22 protein-coding genes and 3 pseudogenes are annotated in these 17,616 nt (G+C 40.2%); 5 read left to right on the top strand and 20 right to left on the bottom strand.

What is annotated here, in order from left to right:
* Position 1: 1 nt before the first annotated feature.
* Positions 2–379 carry a LysM peptidoglycan-binding domain-containing protein gene (locus NYE45_RS17255; protein WP_340013366.1) on the bottom strand — a complete coding sequence of 126 codons (378 nt, stop codon included), beginning with the start codon at positions 377–379 and terminating at the stop codon, positions 2–4.
* A 296-nt stretch (positions 380–675) separates the two neighbouring features.
* Between NYE45_RS17255 and lexA the strand changes: the two genes are divergently transcribed.
* Entirely contained in the window at positions 676–1,302 is a 627-nt protein-coding gene (lexA, locus tag NYE45_RS17260; protein ID WP_017688034.1) for a transcriptional repressor LexA, read from the top strand.
* Between the two features lie 109 nt (positions 1,303–1,411).
* Here the strand turns inward: lexA and NYE45_RS17265 are convergent, their stop codons facing one another.
* From NYE45_RS17265 to NYE45_RS17280, 4 genes are all read right to left on the bottom strand, one after another.
* Positions 1,412–2,713 carry an aldehyde dehydrogenase gene (locus NYE45_RS17265; RefSeq protein ID WP_340013367.1) on the bottom strand — a complete coding sequence of 434 codons (1,302 nt, stop codon included), beginning with the start codon at positions 2,711–2,713 and terminating at the stop codon, positions 1,412–1,414.
* Between the two features lie 549 nt (positions 2,714–3,262).
* On the bottom strand, positions 3,263–3,454 hold the full coding sequence (locus NYE45_RS17270; RefSeq protein WP_340013368.1) for a hypothetical protein: 192 nt from the start codon (positions 3,452–3,454) through the stop codon (positions 3,263–3,265).
* 102 nt (positions 3,455–3,556) lie between these two features.
* The gene (locus tag NYE45_RS17275) at positions 3,557–4,114 is read right to left on the bottom strand and encodes an SMI1/KNR4 family protein (protein ID WP_340013369.1); all 558 of its coding nucleotides are present in this window, start codon (positions 4,112–4,114) and stop codon (positions 3,557–3,559) included.
* A gap of 17 nt (positions 4,115–4,131) precedes the next feature.
* Positions 4,132–5,142 carry an HNH endonuclease signature motif containing protein gene (locus NYE45_RS17280; RefSeq protein WP_340013370.1) on the bottom strand — a complete coding sequence of 337 codons (1,011 nt, stop codon included), beginning with the start codon at positions 5,140–5,142 and terminating at the stop codon, positions 4,132–4,134.
* Positions 5,143–5,671: 529 nt separating this feature from the next.
* On the opposite strand from NYE45_RS17280, the pseudogene NYE45_RS17285 reads away from it, so the two are divergent.
* A pseudogene (locus tag NYE45_RS17285) lies at positions 5,672–6,527 on the top strand (ATP-dependent DNA ligase).
* A 53-nt stretch (positions 6,528–6,580) separates the two neighbouring features.
* Here the strand turns inward: NYE45_RS17285 and NYE45_RS17290 are convergent.
* Entirely contained in the window at positions 6,581–7,615 is a 1,035-nt protein-coding gene (locus NYE45_RS17290; RefSeq protein ID WP_340013371.1) for a fibronectin type III domain-containing protein, read from the bottom strand.
* A gap of 206 nt (positions 7,616–7,821) precedes the next feature.
* Between NYE45_RS17290 and NYE45_RS17295 the strand changes: the two genes are divergently transcribed.
* A complete protein-coding gene (locus NYE45_RS17295) occupies positions 7,822–8,493 on the top strand; it encodes an SOS response-associated peptidase (protein ID WP_340013372.1) in 672 nt (223 codons plus the stop codon).
* Positions 8,494–8,553: 60 nt separating this feature from the next.
* On the opposite strand, the pseudogene NYE45_RS17300 reads toward NYE45_RS17295, so the two are convergent.
* Positions 8,554–9,716, bottom strand: a pseudogene (locus tag NYE45_RS17300) (IS3 family transposase).
* Positions 9,717–9,888: 172 nt separating this feature from the next.
* On the opposite strand from NYE45_RS17300, the gene NYE45_RS17305 reads away from it, so the two are divergent.
* Both NYE45_RS17305 and NYE45_RS17310 read left to right on the top strand, forming a co-directional pair.
* The gene (locus NYE45_RS17305) at positions 9,889–10,200 is read left to right on the top strand and encodes a hypothetical protein (protein WP_340013374.1); all 312 of its coding nucleotides are present in this window, start codon (positions 9,889–9,891) and stop codon (positions 10,198–10,200) included.
* A gap of 2 nt (positions 10,201–10,202) precedes the next feature.
* Entirely contained in the window at positions 10,203–10,547 is a 345-nt protein-coding gene (locus NYE45_RS17310; RefSeq protein WP_340013375.1) for a hypothetical protein, read from the top strand.
* 254 nt (positions 10,548–10,801) lie between these two features.
* On the opposite strand, the pseudogene NYE45_RS17315 reads toward NYE45_RS17310, so the two are convergent.
* The 13 genes and pseudogenes from NYE45_RS17315 to NYE45_RS17375 all read right to left on the bottom strand — a co-directional run.
* Positions 10,802–10,930, bottom strand: a pseudogene (locus tag NYE45_RS17315) (excalibur calcium-binding domain-containing protein); the annotation flags it as partial.
* Between the two features lie 157 nt (positions 10,931–11,087).
* Entirely contained in the window at positions 11,088–11,528 is a 441-nt protein-coding gene (locus NYE45_RS17320; RefSeq protein WP_340013376.1) for a thermonuclease family protein, read from the bottom strand.
* A gap of 141 nt (positions 11,529–11,669) precedes the next feature.
* Positions 11,670–11,882, bottom strand: a complete 213-nt coding sequence (locus NYE45_RS17325) for a hypothetical protein (RefSeq protein ID WP_340013377.1) — start codon at positions 11,880–11,882, stop codon at positions 11,670–11,672.
* A gap of 360 nt (positions 11,883–12,242) precedes the next feature.
* Entirely contained in the window at positions 12,243–13,175 is a 933-nt protein-coding gene (locus tag NYE45_RS17330) for an ATP-binding protein (RefSeq protein ID WP_340013378.1), read from the bottom strand.
* A gap of 171 nt (positions 13,176–13,346) precedes the next feature.
* Positions 13,347–13,652, bottom strand: a complete 306-nt coding sequence (locus tag NYE45_RS17335; RefSeq protein ID WP_340013379.1) for a hypothetical protein — start codon at positions 13,650–13,652, stop codon at positions 13,347–13,349.
* Positions 13,645–14,013, bottom strand: a complete 369-nt coding sequence (locus NYE45_RS17340; RefSeq protein ID WP_340017455.1) for a hypothetical protein — start codon at positions 14,011–14,013, stop codon at positions 13,645–13,647. Before NYE45_RS17340 ends, NYE45_RS17335 begins: the two co-directional genes overlap by 8 nt.
* On the bottom strand, positions 13,955–14,635 hold the full coding sequence (locus NYE45_RS17345) for a phage tail protein (RefSeq protein WP_340013380.1): 681 nt from the start codon (positions 14,633–14,635) through the stop codon (positions 13,955–13,957). The genes NYE45_RS17340 and NYE45_RS17345 overlap by 59 nt, the downstream gene beginning before the upstream one ends.
* Before the next feature lie 31 nt (positions 14,636–14,666).
* Complete coding sequence (locus NYE45_RS17350; protein ID WP_340013381.1) at positions 14,667–15,170, bottom strand: hypothetical protein; 504 nt, start codon at positions 15,168–15,170, stop codon at positions 14,667–14,669.
* A 12-nt stretch (positions 15,171–15,182) separates the two neighbouring features.
* A complete protein-coding gene (locus NYE45_RS17355) occupies positions 15,183–15,404 on the bottom strand; it encodes a hypothetical protein (RefSeq protein ID WP_340013382.1) in 222 nt (73 codons plus the stop codon).
* Positions 15,405–15,420: 16 nt separating this feature from the next.
* On the bottom strand, positions 15,421–15,678 hold the full coding sequence (locus NYE45_RS17360; protein ID WP_340013383.1) for a hypothetical protein: 258 nt from the start codon (positions 15,676–15,678) through the stop codon (positions 15,421–15,423).
* A 225-nt stretch (positions 15,679–15,903) separates the two neighbouring features.
* Positions 15,904–16,350, bottom strand: coding sequence for an IS5 family transposase (locus NYE45_RS17365; protein ID WP_340017394.1), 447 nt, complete (start codon positions 16,348–16,350; stop codon positions 15,904–15,906).
* Positions 16,293–16,667, bottom strand: coding sequence for an IS5 family transposase (locus NYE45_RS17370; protein WP_340013384.1), 375 nt, complete (start codon positions 16,665–16,667; stop codon positions 16,293–16,295). The genes NYE45_RS17365 and NYE45_RS17370 overlap by 58 nt, the downstream gene beginning before the upstream one ends.
* Positions 16,668–17,269: 602 nt before the next feature.
* On the bottom strand, positions 17,270–17,611 hold the full coding sequence (locus NYE45_RS17375) for a hypothetical protein (protein WP_340013385.1): 342 nt from the start codon (positions 17,609–17,611) through the stop codon (positions 17,270–17,272).
* Positions 17,612–17,616 lie beyond the last annotated feature (5 nt).

A 17,616-nucleotide genomic window follows, 5' to 3' on the forward strand; every position in this document is an offset into this window, starting at 1 on the left:
TTTATTCTGAAAATTGCGGTAGAGCTAATACTTGTCCCACTTGGATCGAAGTCGTCTGAAGTTGATTCACTTTCTTAATTGCTTCTATATAAATACGTGTATCCATATTCGTCGGTTTATGTTCCAAAGAAATACTCCATAATGTTTCCCCTTGTGAAACGGCTATCTTTCCTCCGGGAAGCACATCATTTTCATTGCCAGCAAATACAGTTAAAACGGTGCTGCATCCAATAAATATAATTAAAGAGGTAATCACAATCTTTAACATCCATGAAGAAATTTTGAAACGCGCTAAAACCTTCTTGTAGTTCCCTATGTTAGACTTCACCAGTTCCGAATTCATCGGTTCATAAATGCTTTGATAAGTAGAATATCTCATTAAATACCCGCCTCCAAACGTTTGTTCCTATCTGTTGGAATCAATATAACACGAACGTTTGTTTTGTTCAATAGGTTTTTAGAACAATTGTTCGCTTCTTTTTCGAAGGCGAAATATCTGAATTGAAGTCCAATTACAAAGCATTTGCAGTATTATGCTCCGACTTTTGGACAAATTCTGTTCTGAAAGTTAAAAAACACTGATTTAATGGCATTTTATTTAGAACTTATGTTTGTACGAACGGAGGTTCTATGTTATAATTTTCCCAAACGTTACTAAAATGGGGTTGATACGGTATGTCGAAGATATCCAGCAGGCAGCAGGCTATTCTGGAGTTTATACGAAATGAAGTCCGGTTGAAGGGGTATCCTCCTTCCGTACGGGAAATTGGTGAAGCGGTTGGACTGGCTTCCAGCTCAACAGTGCATGGACATTTGGATCGTTTGGAGAAAAAAGGTTTGATCCGACGCGACCCTACCAAGCCAAGAGCCATTGAGCTTTTGAGCCAGGAAGAATCGGAGCATTCTCATCAATTTGCTCATAGCGTTGCACGTATTCCTGTCGTTGGTAAGGTTACAGCGGGTGTTCCAATCACTGCAACCGAGAACATTGAAGACTACTTCCCTCTTCCTACGCATTATGTAGGCGAACAGAAAGTGTTCATGCTTTCGGTAGTCGGAGATAGTATGGTGGAAGCCGGAATCGTTAACGGAGATTACGTTATTGTCCGTCAACAGCAAACTGCTGATAACGGTGATATCGTCGTTGCAATGACTGAAGACGATGAAGCTACAGTGAAAACGTTCTATAAAGAGAAAGATCATATTCGCCTTCAACCGGAGAATGCGACCTTCGAACCTTTACGTTTGAAACACGTTAGTATTCTGGGTAAAGTCATTGGCCTTTTCCGAGATATTCATTAATATTTAACATGAGTAACAAAACTAGATGTAATGCAATAAATACGAAAAGAGGTTGTCCTGATGAATAGGACAACCTCTTTTTTCATGTTTATGTTGTTTTATCGGCTAATTATTCACTACGTTTCAGAACACTCTTATGATGCGAGAACACATCAAAGCTCTGTTGACCGTGATATGAGCCCATACCGCTCTCTCCTACACCACCAAACGGGAGATAGTGTGAAGTCATATGAGAAAGAGTGTCATTAATACATCCACCACCGAAGGACACTTGATTCAGAACCTGTTCCTGAAGTTGCTCATCCTGTGTGAAGAGATATAGTGCCAATGGTTTTGGCCGGCGAACAATCTCATCCAGCATCGGGTTGAGGTCACTGTACGTAAATACAGGAAGAATCGGACCGAAGATCTCTTCTTGCATGACAGGTGATTCCCAGTTCACATTTCCAAGTACAGTCGGCTCAATAAGCAACTGCTCACGTACAGAACGTCCACCTATCAGAGTTTTACCATCTGTGAGGAATTTCGATAACCGATCGAAGTTACGTGCGTTGACAATATGCGGGAAATCAGCGTTCTGGAGCACATCATCTCCAAATTTATCTTTGATCTCTGCGCTAATCAAATTGATCAATTCATCATGAACTTGTTCATGCACAAGCAAGTAATCCGGAGCAACGCATGTTTGCCCTGCATTCAGGAACTTACCACGAACAATACGCTGGGCCACCAGCTTCAGATCTGCATCGCTATGGACAATAGCAGGGCTCTTGCCGCCCAACTCAAGAGTTACAGGAGTCAAGTGCTCCGCAGCTGCCTTCATAACAATGCGACCAACACCTGTGCTGCCTGTGAAGAAAATATAATCAAACTTCTCTTTCAACAATGCTGTGCTGGCCTCAACCTCCCCTTCCATAACTGCAATATACTCCTGAGGGAAGATCTCCTGAATCAGATCATACGTCAGACGAGATACGGCTGGGGTTAATTCAGATGGCTTGATAACTGCACAGTTACCGGCTGCAATTGCTCCAATCAGTGGACCGAAGGCGAGTTGGAAGGGATAGTTCCAAGGCGCTATAATAAGCGCCACTCCGTATGGTTCCGGGTAAATGGTGCTCACCCCATCCGGCATAGCCGAATTGGTTGGGACTTGTCTTGGGGCAGCCCATTCCTGCAAGTGCTCTAATGCGAAATCCAATTCACCCAACACAATGCGAATCTCGGAACCGTAAGCTTCTGCCTCAGATTTATTCAGATCAGCCCGAAGTGCATCTTGAATCCGTTGCTGATACTTTTCGATTCCTTTTCTAAGCTGTTGAAGCGCATTAATCCGATGCTCGATATTTTTAGTTTGACCTGTATAAAAAAATGCACGTTGTTCTGTCACCAGTTGTTTTGCCTGATCCATATTAACATCTCCAATTAATTATTTAAAATTAAATTGTTCAAAATTTAATTAAAGTATACCTCTTCTATATGAAACTTTCAACATACAAATGAAACATCCATTTGTATGTATTTGGACGATGTTTGCAATTTTAAATGTGTGAATGCTAGTATTCCTTTCTCGTGGCTATCAGAATTTCTAAGGAAGTTTGATTTAAATTTTTTGGCCTCAGACAGTTTAACATTAATGAAAAGTGAGTTTTGCGATTATCTAAATCGACGAACGAATGTGTTTGTTATAAAGGTAAGCCTTGGTCACAGATAAACACAAAAATGTTACGTGGGCAAATGAAGAAAAATCAGGGGATATGTTTTGACAATTTGCTTTCAAATGATTTATCCATTCCCGGCCACAACTTCACAACGAGCAGATTTTAATCCAACAACTACTCCTGAGAGCGGTCTTAGAAGAAAGAGTTACATAATATCAAATCAACTTGTACTACTTCTATATAAAAGAGTCATCTAGTATTTCACTGATCCGCTGCATTTCATGATGGTCCAAATCTGTTTAGAGTGCTGTGTCAGACTTATCATCCCAATGTATGTATTCAGCAGCCACAAGAGCGTCCAGAGCAACCATGACGTCTGGCTTATACTTACCCGTTTTGACAGTCAGTTCGTGGATTGTGGGAAACCGCCGCCGCCCACCTTTGTAGTTGTACAAGATCCGCAATACCTTACGTTGATAATCCGATAGCATTTAATCACCTCGTGTACATTATATAAGAACATATGTTCTTTTCGCAACAAGAAAAAAGCCCCATCAGTTTAAATCCAAATAATGAGGCTTCATTTTAAATTGTTAAATATCAAGCCATTCCTTAAAACTCACTTTTTCTTCATCAATATTTTTACAAGCGAGCAAAGGCATCCATTCCCAAAAGTAATTACCGTTACTACGAATAAAATATTCTAGTAATTCTTCAAAATTAAGACCCATATAATCAAATTCTGAACCAGATGAATTTAAAAATAAGTTCCTATCATCTTTCTTGGGGTCAAGAAAAATAGTCCCCCCTGCATACTTTATCAATGGGAATAATCCAGGGACCACATCTGGAGTATAGAAATCGGCTTCTTCATCCATTTCGCTTAGGCTATAAACAATGAGCGATTCGCCATCCCCAGTATCAAACAATGTGGCACCGTTACTAATCTTCAGAAATTCAACGATGTCGCGGGAAAGCTTAATAGCATGTTTATTTTCAAGCTTTTGAATATCTTCTTGAAGAGAAGGTTTGTTAAAAACAAAGTTCGCTTCATAAAGTTCCCCATCTCCTCGTAGTACAGAAAATGTCTTTCCTTCTTCTACTTTTAAGATCAGACTTGTAAGAAACCGAAATACTCCAGATTTGTCCATTTCAACTTCCCCTTTACTTATTTATATCCAGCAAAAAAAGCTGAATACAGTTTATGGATGTTTTTCTTAATAGGGATTAAATTACTGTTGGCGTTAGTTCCGCCAAACTCTCTAGGTTTAATGTGGTGGATCTCAACATTGCTCCAATCATAATTGGGTACATTGTAGGTTGTTTGATACCATGATCTAAATGCTTTTCGTTCTGTATCTGTCCATTTTACAGGAGAAGTAGCTTTTGTCCAAGTTAAACTAACTGGGTCTGTCATTCTTTTTCCGGACACGCTATCAACATAGTCCCCAGGCCAAGGTCGAGCTGTTTTACTAAGTAGTAGCGTTGAAGATGAAGATACCAAAGGAACAATTTCTTTCGGGTAATGTACGCTTACTTCAAAAGTAACCGAATAATAACCTACACCTGATAAAGCAATGTTTTTCTGAGTCGACGATCCAAGTCCTGGGAAAGTAATGTTATCAGAGGTTCTAGATATGACTTGTGGCGTACCTCCTCTAGTCATAGCTTTTTTTAGAACGTAGTTTACACCTACTAAGACAGGTTTGGAACCGACTACCTTTGTAACGCCCAATCCAGCAGTAATCTTGCTTGTGCCTCCCTGTGGGTTCAAAACAGGTTGGATACCAATTGAATTTACTCCCACTGCAGCAGGAGAAACTTCTGATGCTGCAGATACTCCTGCTAAATTGGCTTCTGTTGAAATTAACGGCTGTTGCATATCAGGTGAGGAATAAATATAAATACTCTCACCTGGTTGGATTGTTTCTCCATTTACTTCAAATGTATAAGTAGTTTCTGGAGTTGTACCGTAAATGTCAGGAACATCACTATTTTCCTTGAAATCATCAACGAGATCACGATCAACAACAGGATCAAGGTTTATTTCAGATGAAATAGCATTCTCGTTGTTATTTGGATTGCTATCTTCTTCTGCACTAATTGAATTAGGGAAAAGTCCCAGCACGAGTGCTAAAGCTAATAACAAGGCAAAGTTCTTTCTTAATAGTTGTTTCATGAATTATCTTACCTCCAAAGGATTATAATATTTCTGCCCTTCTACCCTCCATTCAAGCTTCTGATGATACAAATATTATTATCTTTTAAATTACCATAATAAACCATGGGCATTATTAACTAATATATAACTGATTCCTAATACCCTTATGTATTTCATATAAAAGAAATAAGCCCCACTAACAATATGCCAACAGTACCTTTCATCCCCAACTCAGACACATGGAGATATATCTGGAAGTATAGCTGTAATATGGCGACGTTTATACCTGAGTCTGATCGGTGAGGATGAGTGCAACAGGAAATTTAATATTTGATTTTTCAATCAGACTTATGACAAAGTTCTTGCTCTAGAAAAGTTAGGTCTGCTCCAGGAAAAGATCTCTGCATCTTGGTAGATCAATTATTTATATAGATTTAACTCTGGATGAAATCACCGCAAAAACGACATAGAATTGAAATTACATATCTCATAACTTACCGCCTCAGTCCTTTATGGCAAACCGCTATAATTGGATTGAGGTGTTTTTATGTTTATCAGTCCAATTTTACTTGCAACAGCATCGGGTCCATTTAGTCATTCGAATTTTATATATGAACCTAAAGTTGACGGGCACCGGTTGATATTCGCAACAGTCCGGCAATGTCCGGTTATACACACGTCACAATAACGATTGTACTCGTCAGTACCCTGAATTGCTTCTGCCGTTTGACTCTGATATTATCCTGGACGGCGAGGTTGCTTGCACTGATCCCGAAACCGGACTGAATGACTTCGAGGCTGTGATGAGCCGATTTAGCACACGTCAGCACTCTAAGATTCAGCAGCTCATCAAGAAGCTGCCTGCCACGTTTGCCATATTTGATATTCTTTTTTACCAAGGCCGGGATCTACGTAAGCTGCCTCTTATGGAACGCAAGATGATCCTACACAGTCTATCTCACCCTTCCTCTAACTTTGGAGTTGTGCCTCATATAGAAGGCGCTGGAAAGGAGTTATACACTCAGATAGAGACTATGGGTATGGAAGGCGTAGTTGGCAAGCGCAAAGACAGCCAGTACATTAGCAGGCGGTCCAAGGATTGGTTGAAGGTTATTAACTGGTCATATGCTGACCTGTACATTACCGGATACAAAAAATTCGAATTCGGGTGGCTTGCTGCTGTTCCAGATCCAACTGGAAGGATGCGCCCAGTAGGGATCATTGAGCATGGTCCAAGTCCCAAACATAAGCAGGCTTTCCGCTTAGTGTGCCAGCAGCTTATGACTGGAGAGGACAAGAATCACGTTTACCTGGAACCACGTATACAAGCCAGGGTCAAAATGCGGAGCTGGACCAAATCGGGCTTACCGCGTATACCTGTATTTGATCAATTTATTGTCTGAGATAATGCAAAAAAGGCTTCGCAACTTAATGCGGAGCCTTTTTTATTGATTTCTTAGTATTCGCTCACTTCAAACGTTAGGACTCGATCAAACAGGATGTAGTCTTTACGGCTCTTGAACGGACCTCTGTTATTGTCATGCTTATCAATCGCGTATGATGCTTTTCCGCTTCCTGCTTGTTTTGTTTCATACCAATCAATGAAACTATTTACTTCTTTCATGCTCAAGTCAAACTCTTTCTCAAGACCGGTAGTCATAGTCACGACAAGGATTGCACGATCACCTTTAGGCTGTTCCGGTGTTAGTGTCTCGGTATTATCATTATTTATAGTCAATGCTACTTCATTCGAAATAACTGTTTCTACTCCATTGAAAATAGCTACGATTTGGAAGTAGTAAGTTTTACCGAATTCCAAATTTGGTACTTTATAAGTTGAGCTATCTTTCCCTTCTACTGTAATCGAGTCTGTGTATTTTCCTGACTCAGTACCATATTGAATTTTATATCCTGTAGCATCGTTAATTGTATTCCAATTTAAGGTAGCAGTAGTTCCTGTGATAGAACCATTTAGTTTGATATATTCAAAACTGCCTAATGTAATTTCATCGATGGCCAACCAAGAAGAACCACCATCCCCCTCAATCTTTATGCCCTCATATACTCCTTGCGTAACTTTAACCGGGGGAGGTGTATTAAATCTTTCTGAAAGTGCTTGGGTTTCTTTAGGGCTAATAGCAGTCCAGGTGCCATCTTTTAATCCATAGATTTGATATGTAACGGACCTTATCGGTTGTGCTGCAGTGCTAATATGAACAAAGTTAAATTCAACTGCTTCGGGAAATTTTAGTTCAACGGTACCTATATATGTACCTGCATTCCATTCGTTTTTCAGCTTACCATCAATCACATTTTTCGCAATGTATGTAGAATACTCGCTACTTGCCTTTACTTCAGTTCCAGTGGGTGGAGAAAATCCAAGCATTCCATCTACCTTATTACTTAATGGAGAGGCCGCTCCTGTTGTTGATTGAGAAAACAACAGAATTATAAGCAGAACAGTCAAAAATGCCAAACAATTTTTTTTCATCGTTAATCTCCTTATTCTTTATTATAGAACTAACTATAACGACCTACAGGATTAACGTCTAAACATAAACTTGCTGATCTATAAATATCATCTAATTTATTGCATTTTTATTTTATATTGGATGCGCATCTTTACAAATTACCCGTTTCTATTCTTAAATATTTGAGTATTATTACATAGTATAGAGTCTCAAAGGAGGCATTATCATGTGCGGAAGATTTACAATTACTGATCCCATAGACGCTATAATGGACAGGTATTATGCATCTATAGCTGATGGCTTTGAGTACAAACCTAATTACAATGCAGCACCTATGCAGTTCATTCCAACCATAATCGGTAGTAAAGACGGTAATCGATTAGGTGCGCTACGATGGGGACTCGTTCCTTCCTGGGCAAAGGATGATAAGATCGGGAATAAGATGATTAATGCCCGGGCTGAGACATTAGCTGAAAAGCCAGCTTTTAAACGTCTGATTAGCTCCAAGCGCTGTATTATTCCGACAAACGGATTCTATGAGTGGAAGAAAGAAGGAACTGCCAAGCAACCTATGCGGATTTTGATGAAAGACGACAGTATCTTTTCATTGGCAGGGTTGTACGATACCTGGTCAGATCCGGACGGGAACAAGCTGAGTACATGCACAATTATTACAACGGAACCTAATAGTCTTATGGAGGATATCCATAATTGTATGCCGGTCATCTTGCGACCTGAGGATGAAGCAGAGTGGCTTGGAAGAGATAATGATGATGCTCAGTCACTACTTGGTCTGCTTAAGCCATATCAAGCTTCAGAGATGCGAGCATATGAGGTGGCGAAGGAAGTCGGTAATGTGCGGAACAATTACGAAGGATTGTTGAGTGAAATAGGATGACTTAAAGTCGACTCAATGGTCATAACCCTGTCAAGTAGACAATACAAAAAAAGACAAGATTTAAGCTGCGGCCGTTTTCCGGTATTCTACCGGGGAACGGTCGTTTAGTTTTTTCTGAAATCGGTTTTGGTTGTAAAACAATATGTATTCGCTTATTTGCTTTTCAACCTCTGCTTTGTTTGCCGCTTTATTCAAATAAATTTTCTCAGTCTTCAAATGAGAAAAGAACGACTCGATACAGGCATTATCTAAACAATTCCCACGCCTGGAGTGACTGCCTAGGATGCCGAGTTGTTTCAGTTTACGGTTAAATGGCTTCGAGGTATATTGAAATCCTTGGTCCGAGTGCAGAATTACGCCACTCAGATCCACATGCTGACAGAGTCTATCCAACGTGTCATGAACCAAAGCGAGGTCATTTCGTTCAGAAAGATGCCACGCTACAATTTCGTTATTGTATAAATCCTGAACGACAGAGAGGTACACAAAATGTTCTCCAGCACGAATATAGGTAATGTAGGTAACCAGCTTCGTTCGTGGTGTATCCGCCTGAAACTGGCGCTCTAGCCGATTCGGGTTCACCACAGAAACTTGTTTTCCAAAGAATCGACGTTTCTTTCGAATGACAGAGCAGATGCCTAATTGTTTCATTAATCGGTACACCTTTTTGTGGTTGACCCGAAGACCTTCTCTCCGTAAAGCTACCGTCATTCGAAGGTAACCAAAGTAGGGATGAACGCGATGGATGGCAAGCAGATGCGATTCCAATGCATGATCCTTTTGTCTACGTTCGCTTGTCGCCTGTCTGCTTTTTCTCCACTTGTAATAGCCCGAACGGGAAACCGCAGCTAACTTCAAGAGCCAAACCAGGCGATGGCGTGCTCGTAGGTCCTCTATGATTTGAAATCTGGCATCTTTACTCGTCACTCCTTGTGTAGATTTGGATACTGCTTTTTTAAGTATTCAATCTCCGCCCGCAAGTATGCCATCTCTTCTTCCATACTAGAAAACTTGGTTCTAAGGCGTCCCCGTTTGGATGCAGCAGGTTCTAGACTCATTCCCTGTTTCGCTTTTGCTGCCCACACTTGTACCTGAGATTTATTTTGAATATTTAAACGTGTCGCTACTTCACGTATGCTCATATGTTCCTCGTTGACCAGCCGGGCCGCCTCCAATTTCAATTCCAAGGAGTACCGCCGGAAAGTTTGTCCTTTTTTAGCCATGAAAAAAATCCCCTTCGTTTGACAAGATTAAGTCCATCTTAACAGATGTCTTTTTTCTCTTGTCTACTAAAAGGGGATAATACCACAAAGTCGGCTTTTATTTTATATTTTTCCCGTTGTTCCTATAGGAACCTTGGGTTATAATTATCTGTAGCTATGAAGGAGGTGTACTATGCCAAAGGTTTATTATCCTCAAAAAGCAAGACTTGTAGATGCAACTGGACACGCTCCAGGAACACAATTTAAAGTGTCATACGGACTTGAGTATTGGGACGAAACACCTCACTATGTTTACAAAGTACAAATGGTGTATAACGGAGTGGTTTCAGGAAGACGTAGCCCTTCTTACTTGAAAGGAACTGACGATTTCCAAAGAGTAAATGAAACTATGCAAGAGATAATGTATGAAGTAGACAACAACATAATCAAACCGGATGACAAAATGATTATCGTCGTAAATCAAGCTAAGCAAAAGGAGGAGTAATTATGAACACAGCATATGCCAAAAAAATGCAACGAGTTTTCGAAGCTAATGGTGTATCGAGTGATTGGGTTGATTTACAAAATGAATTAGACCACAAAATTGATTTGTTAAGAATTCCTAATGGAGATCGTAGTCCTGATGAGTTTGATGAAGGAGAATTTATCATTAATATGAGCTGTGGTAACACAACTGTTTTAGTACATGGTGGATTTGAGGTTGAAGAGGAAACCCGCCACGATGTGCCCGAGGATTATGTTCAACTTATAAGAAATCCATATTACCTTGAGGCGATAGAATTCATCAATGAAAATTCAAAAAATGTAGTAGACTTTGAATACATTAATTAGAAAAATATAAAAGAGCAGTGAGGTTATCCCTCCTGCTCTATTTTTGTACCCTAAACTCAAACCGATCACGGGAAATGTCTACTCCCTGCCAACGATAAGCTAGCAGGGCCTTTAGTTTCTTTGTACCCATAAGATATTACGAATCCTCAAGGACGTGTCAAACTGATACGTTGGATTGGGAGATAAAAATCCTATTTATATTTATAGTTACCGTATCTTCTAGACATGCTCTAACACCCTATTTAAGGAATGATTCATCTCTCACATGCAACTCCATCTACATCACGATCAAGTTTCCTACTGTACCCTGGTTCTCCCTCATAGATTGGATCTGCCCCAGCTGCTCTTACCGCAGTACAGTTCTTGTAGTATACCTCGGATGATGGTTTAGGGACAGTCTCCTTTTTCGGAGTCGATGTTGTTGATTTAGTCGTGCTGGAGCTACTACGGGATTCTGTTTTTTTGGTTATCGTTTCTTGCCTTTCAGCAGTGAATTTATTAGCTGCGGCCACATCAAATCCATCCTCTTGTACGTAATTCTCAATGCTCCAGATTCCAATCCTGATTTTGAGCTTTCACCTGGATCTTTTCAAACTGGTCTACATGCTTTACGTTAGGTGGATATATGTAAGCGACTCGGGCATAGTCTTTTTCCAACAACAGCTCATTTAACATCTTATCTCCTACCCAGGCATACACCAGAAGGCGGCCGTACTTGTCACGCTCAGATACATCTAGTTCCAAAGTGAGATTCCCTTTTTTCAATTGAGCCAATGTAAAATTAGATGCTTCTTTGGCGAACGGTTGAACTGGGGTTCCTTGTTTAACATTCTCAGGCGTGTCCACCAGTAGCAATCGTACCTTCTCTTCTTTACCATCAAGTAATACTTTGAAGGTGTCACCATCTGTACCTTCGATAAAGTTCACTGGAATTCGGTCTGTCTTTTTTTCCGGTATAAGTCTCTTCTTCAGACTTGTCATTAACATCAGCAGTAGTGGCTACTACCTCTTGGATTTCATTTAAAGTTGCGGATGGTACCGTATTGTTATCTTTTACAGCAGCACTTGACGCTGGTTCATTTTTTGCCATTTGATTCGGCTCATTTGGAGCAGACATAACTGCTACAAAGGTAATAGAAAGAAGCCAGATAATAAGAACAGTGCAATTGAACCTTTGCTAAGTTTATTTGACATTTTCTTTTTGGAACTAAACTTTCTGTAACCGAAATAAGCCAATATCAGAGCTAAAATAAGCGGAGCAAAGTCGCCTGTGATCTGAATGGCTGCCCCGAACAAAAATAACCCTAATAGGCTCCATAACACAATTTTCTTCATTTTATCCTCCCATGATTTTAGTAGCAGGATAAATATACCATGTAGTATTTTCTAATTCTATCACTATAGCTTACGTTAACTTGAATGTTATCTTAATCGGATGACATGCCAGCAGCAAGGATTTCCCTGAATACACGTGGCTGCCTAGAACAAGATCATCCGATTTGATCAAGCCTGATAGTTTGCTTTTACCTTCGTAATTCTCTTGCTTTGATTCTCATCATCTATAACCTCAACAAAGCGCACTAAATATTTCACTAGCATATTCGCCCCTCCAAAACAAGAACATTCATTTGCTTTTATCTATCAAATGCGAATGTAGGTTCGATATACCATGAAAAAAATACCCATTCGAAAAGACTAGGCATTGTAGTTTCTAAGACGAATATCGTCCAAAGAAAATTCATTACCTTTAATATCAATTAAAGTAAGTCGAGCTGAGTACGAATTAATCCTGTCGGTGACCTTAGAAAATTGGACATTAGATGGTATCTGGAATTTCAAATTAACTCTTTTTGCATCATTTTCTGATATCTTTAGTAAATCACCTTGACTTAATGTCTCCCAATCTCCAGAGACTCCTTGTATCCGGAAAGCTGTAAGTGCAAATCTTGAAAACTCTTCATCATTGATATATATCACTAAGCTTCCAGCTGTAACAATATTTAATCTTGAGCCTGTATTAATAATATTTATTAAGCCATTCCAAGAAGTTTCATGTCGACTTGACTGAGGCATTATTAGAAGAGTATCCCCGCCGACAAAAAGTTCTAGACGATAAGGAGGAATTACAATTTTTTCACGTTCAGCATACATTTGGTCAAGATCGTATTTGTCTGCGGCTCGTGTTCTGGTTCCTTTCCGGACAGGAATGAACATTTCTCTCTGCTTCTTGTCTTCTCTAAGCATGTGCGGCTTATTATAAGAATGAGGAATATGAACAACTATAATATTTTTGTTCTGCACCTGAATTTCAAAAAACTCTACCGTAAAAGGCTCTAATACTTTGCGGTTAATTATATTTGCTAAGTTTGCAAAATCAGTCGGAGCTATAGTGTGGTGTAACTCACCAGTTTGGCCATCGATCCCTACTATAATATTTCCAGCACCGTATTGTGAATTTGCCATAATAGTTAAATCTTTCGCAAACTCGACTTTACCATCGTCTGTCGATACATTCCAGAATTCACGCTTTAACTCTATTGTTGGGTTTTCATACTGTGCTCCAGATTGAATTTGTTGACTAATATTCTCAATTCTATCAGCACTAAAGCTTTGGTCTCTTTCAGACATATAGCAACTCCTAATTATAAATTTTCATTCAATTTATTATACACAATTACATTAAATGATTGCTGATCCTTTAAGTCACAGGCAATTAAGAGCAGAACACGTTGAGTAATTAAATTATATATAAACAAAACAGTCCTGATAACCTCATCGGTCATCAGGACTGTTCACCTCTTAACTTTGTTCGTCTGACTTTGTATTTGCACTCCCATTATTCTTAGAGTCAATTACATTTCTTGCTTCGGTGTATTCTTCATGTAATTGGTCAAACAGTTTTTTATATGACTCGTAATCCTCTAATTTTAACTCTTCATTCCCCTCCATATATAATCTAATGTCTCTTTCTAATTTGAATAGCTTATTAACATTTATCCTCTCGTGTATAGCCCTCTCACGATAAGTTTTAAAAGCTTCCCAAGTATTAATTGCCGTTAACAAGGCGCTTAATGCGATGGCTGCATTCTTTCCATAATCACCCAAAAAAACTCCAATCGCCTTTCATGTTTAATCTAAAAGGCGCGTTATTAAACGAAGATGCTCCAGCTGCAATGCCCTTAGTGTTGATTTGTACAATGTCCTCACCATTTCCGATTAACATGGAAACAAAGTTACCAAGTTGGCCTATAACCTGCTCCGCAACAACACCTCTAGCTGTTATAACAGCACGTATTGACTTCCAACCATCTGTAGATATCCCTATCCCTTTAGATGTCAGTCTGACTTGTTCCAGTGGATTTGTTTTCTCTTGAGCCAATATCCCGCCTTCTGGTGGATAGATGAGTTCAGTTTTTACTGTTGTTGATGTCAAAGACTGCTTGTTTTGCAAATGATTCAAAAACATCCGTCCGGATCTTCCCGTTTGAAAATAGGTTGTTCGTGATATTCTTATTCCGCTCAAGGTCACTGATAATATCATCGTAGTCCCTCAAGTTCAGATTGGAGATCGTTGGTTCAGCATGCTTGTCCAAACTGTATGGATACTCTGTCAGTTCAGTGATACGAGCTTTCAATCGGTTCATACCCATGTCCGGGTCGATACGCATGACATCATCACCTAAATGAGGTTTAGGTTCAGTGTGATCGATTTTGAACAAGTCTGCCGTGGATATAGTTGCCTCCAGAGAAACAACCTCTTGCTCAAGCAGCGTCTTACGTGTAGCCTTCAGCAAGTCCTCTGCTTCCTCAATATCCTGTTCGATGATCTCTCCATCGTAAAATGGAACCGAATCACTCGCCCAGTACTGTGCAAAAGTAGATATGAGATAATTGACCGCCAGCTTTCCATTCACAATTGCTCCAGGTACGCTCGATAGTAGACTGCGCTCCAGGTCAGTCAATAAGGATGCATCCATACCGATGAATGTCCGACCATCCTTCATTTGAGCATACATCCGGGTAACAAGGGACTCCCCTTTGTCCTTGAAGGAACTGGATACGATGTTTTTCTTGAACCTATACTGCAAGCCATTATCAGATCCGATTCTCTTCTTGAGGTTAATTGTCAGGTTCAACCTCACATTCGTACATCTCTACAATTCGGTTCAGGGCTTCAAGACAAGTTCCCCGTCCGAAATCCTTAACGTCATGTAAATCAAACGTATCGTGGATAACGAATGTGAATCTACCGCCTGTAGCTTTTGTAATTAACTCCGTTAGTTCGTTGAGATGTACGCCATAAGCTTCATCAATATATGACGAGTACGGAAACTTGAAGTCATTCAGTTTGAATATAATGTGGTTGCAATAGATTGAAGCCATCAGCTTCCGACCTTCACGTGACCGGCTCCTGGACTGAATGACATAAAATTGGCCACGCTCATCTTGAACGTGGCCTTTGATTGCTATTTTTTCGCGGTAATCATCTGAGGTCATTGGGACCATAAATGTTACCTCGTAGTCACTGTTAATGCGTCTTCTTCGTTGTATATCTGAACTATCAACCAACGTACCTACACGCCGGATGTTTTTATCAAACACTTTCATTGTCGGGTCAGGCATATCACACCTCAATTAATACAGGAATTTGTCTCTATGTGTAACACGGATCAGAACGTTTCTAACTGTTTCAGGATCTGTCCATGTGAGATTGTTTTCTCCAAGATTTAAGTCAAAGAAATCACCTTCAAGTAAATGTGAAGCATTCACTCCGTTTTTCGTGATTTTATACGTATTGGCATCAATTATAACTTGGTCACCTGGTTTGAATGGGCCGGTGAACTCAAGAAATTCCACGTGGTACCGACTCCCCTTAGCGACTGTCCCAAAACCAACTTCCATTACAGCCCGTTTGGTAATCCTCTCGAATGAAATCCGCCTTGGTGCCAGCAGCTACATCCATAACAGCCGCAAAAGAGATTTCACGAACAAAATCCCCTGCCGCTCCCGCATTGACATCCATAACCGCCGAACCCGTCATTTCCATCGTTGCCGCAGCGACAGCAGAACCAGATATGTCAGCAACTGCCCTGCCAAAGACGAATACGGATATTTGGCGGTTAAAGGTCATACGGTTAAAAGCTCCTCGGTTAAACACGACCTTAGCCCCTTTCATAAATCCATGGCATTAAAAAACACCTTCCAAAACGGAGCATGTTTTTTAGGAAGATATTTAGTTTTGATTCATCAATTTCAAAAGCCCACTTCCCTGGCTTAATACATTAATTCAAATGCAAGAAACCCTCGAATATCTTCGAGGGCTATTATCTCATTTTACTAGGGCGTGTCTTCAAACTCAAGCAAGCCACACCATAATGGATGCCAAGGCCAAAAAAGACTTAAATGTACACGCTAATTTATCATAACGAGTCGCTAAACGACGATAATTCTTTACTTTATTAAAAAAGCATTCCACCAAATGGCGCTCTTTGTAGACATCCCGATCATATTTTAGGGTCATTCGGCGATTTTTCTTTCCGGGAATCACCCGTATGGCCTGTTGTTCCTTCAAAAAGGCCCGAATGGCATTCGTATCATACGCTCGGTCGGCCAGGACTTGCTTCCGGGTCAGTTTCATGCTTTTAAGGATGTTGAAACCTTGGACGGAGTCATGCGCTTCGCCTCCGGTCAAGTCGAAGCGAAGTGGATTTCCTAACGCGTCAACTACCGCATGAATTTTCGTACTTAATCCACCTCGGGAACGTCCGATCGCTTGCTTGCTTTGCCCCCTTTTGCGCCTGATCCATGCTGGTGAACTCGCTCAATCGTGGCGTCAATCATTACACTTTCCTCGTCAGAATCTAGGGAAACATGTTTTAGTACTTCATCCCAAATACCCGCTTGCTGCCAGCGTCGAAAGCGGGTATAGACGGATTTCCAATTGGGGAAGTGGTCTGGTATATCACGCCAAGGGGCACCTGAACGAGCTACCCATAGCATTGCGTTTAACATGATCCGATTGTCCACTGCGGGACGTCCTCCTTGTGGTTTTCGTTCAGGTGGAAACAAATCTTGAATTAGCTGCCATTGTCTTTCGTGAATTTCGTATCGTGTATTCATTTAATATAATTAACCCATCTATTACCATTTAATCAGTTTGAAGACACGCCCTAGTATGCATCCAATATAAATGTATACTGACCTTGAGCGATGAATTCCGTAGAGTCAATTACAGCATAAACTGTTGCGCGCCTTCTGGAACATAAAGATTCTAATGTACGCGTATAATCTAGATGTTACAGTACCATCCTTATGAACCATTTCGATTTCCATTCTAAATTTTATATTTTGTCCTTGTCGTTGTAGATAACAAGTTTGAATCTGCCAGCTCTGGTGTTGGTCCAGTTATACCAATCTTTATCACTGATATCCGAAAGAAATAGACTATAATTACTTGGAATGTATTATAGGGCGTTCTCTCTAGTATCAGCGATCCCAGCACGGTAGGTCTAACATCCGAACCATCTGCAAATACTGAAGCAGAAATCGAAAACATTATAATAAGAGCGAGCAATGAAGTCAACGTCTTTTTTAAATTCATATTATTCCACCTTTACTGTCTTATAGAAATCAGTCGATTAGAGTAATTAAAAATATATAATTATATTAGGGATATATTGAAATATTGAATCTGTGCTGACTTAAACAATTGCTCTAAGCTTTCAAGAGTGCGTTGTCCTGCGCCAAAACTTCCACTTGTTTACTGAGCGCTGGACGGGTTCCAGCGGAGTCTCTGTATCTACTCGTTCAGGATAAGTAAGCAGCGGTTCCAGCGTGTCCAAATCAATCTGAGTAATAACCCCGCCCTCTGCATAATCTGCTGTAAATTCACCGTATTCCAGCTTAATCATACCAACCGTTTCTGGTACACTTTCCTTCAATTCGAAATATGCTGCGAAATCTTGTTCCTGTGTTGTCTCCACGACATCTCCAGTTCGTTCACCTGTGTTTAATATTACATTTCCTGTTTGTTTTTCGTAGTAAACCCTCATTCCAATCTGCATAATTA

The sequence above is a fragment of the Paenibacillus sp. FSL K6-1318 genome, assembly GCF_037976905.1.
In the GTDB taxonomy this organism is placed as follows: domain Bacteria; phylum Bacillota; class Bacilli; order Paenibacillales; family Paenibacillaceae; genus Paenibacillus; species Paenibacillus amylolyticus_A.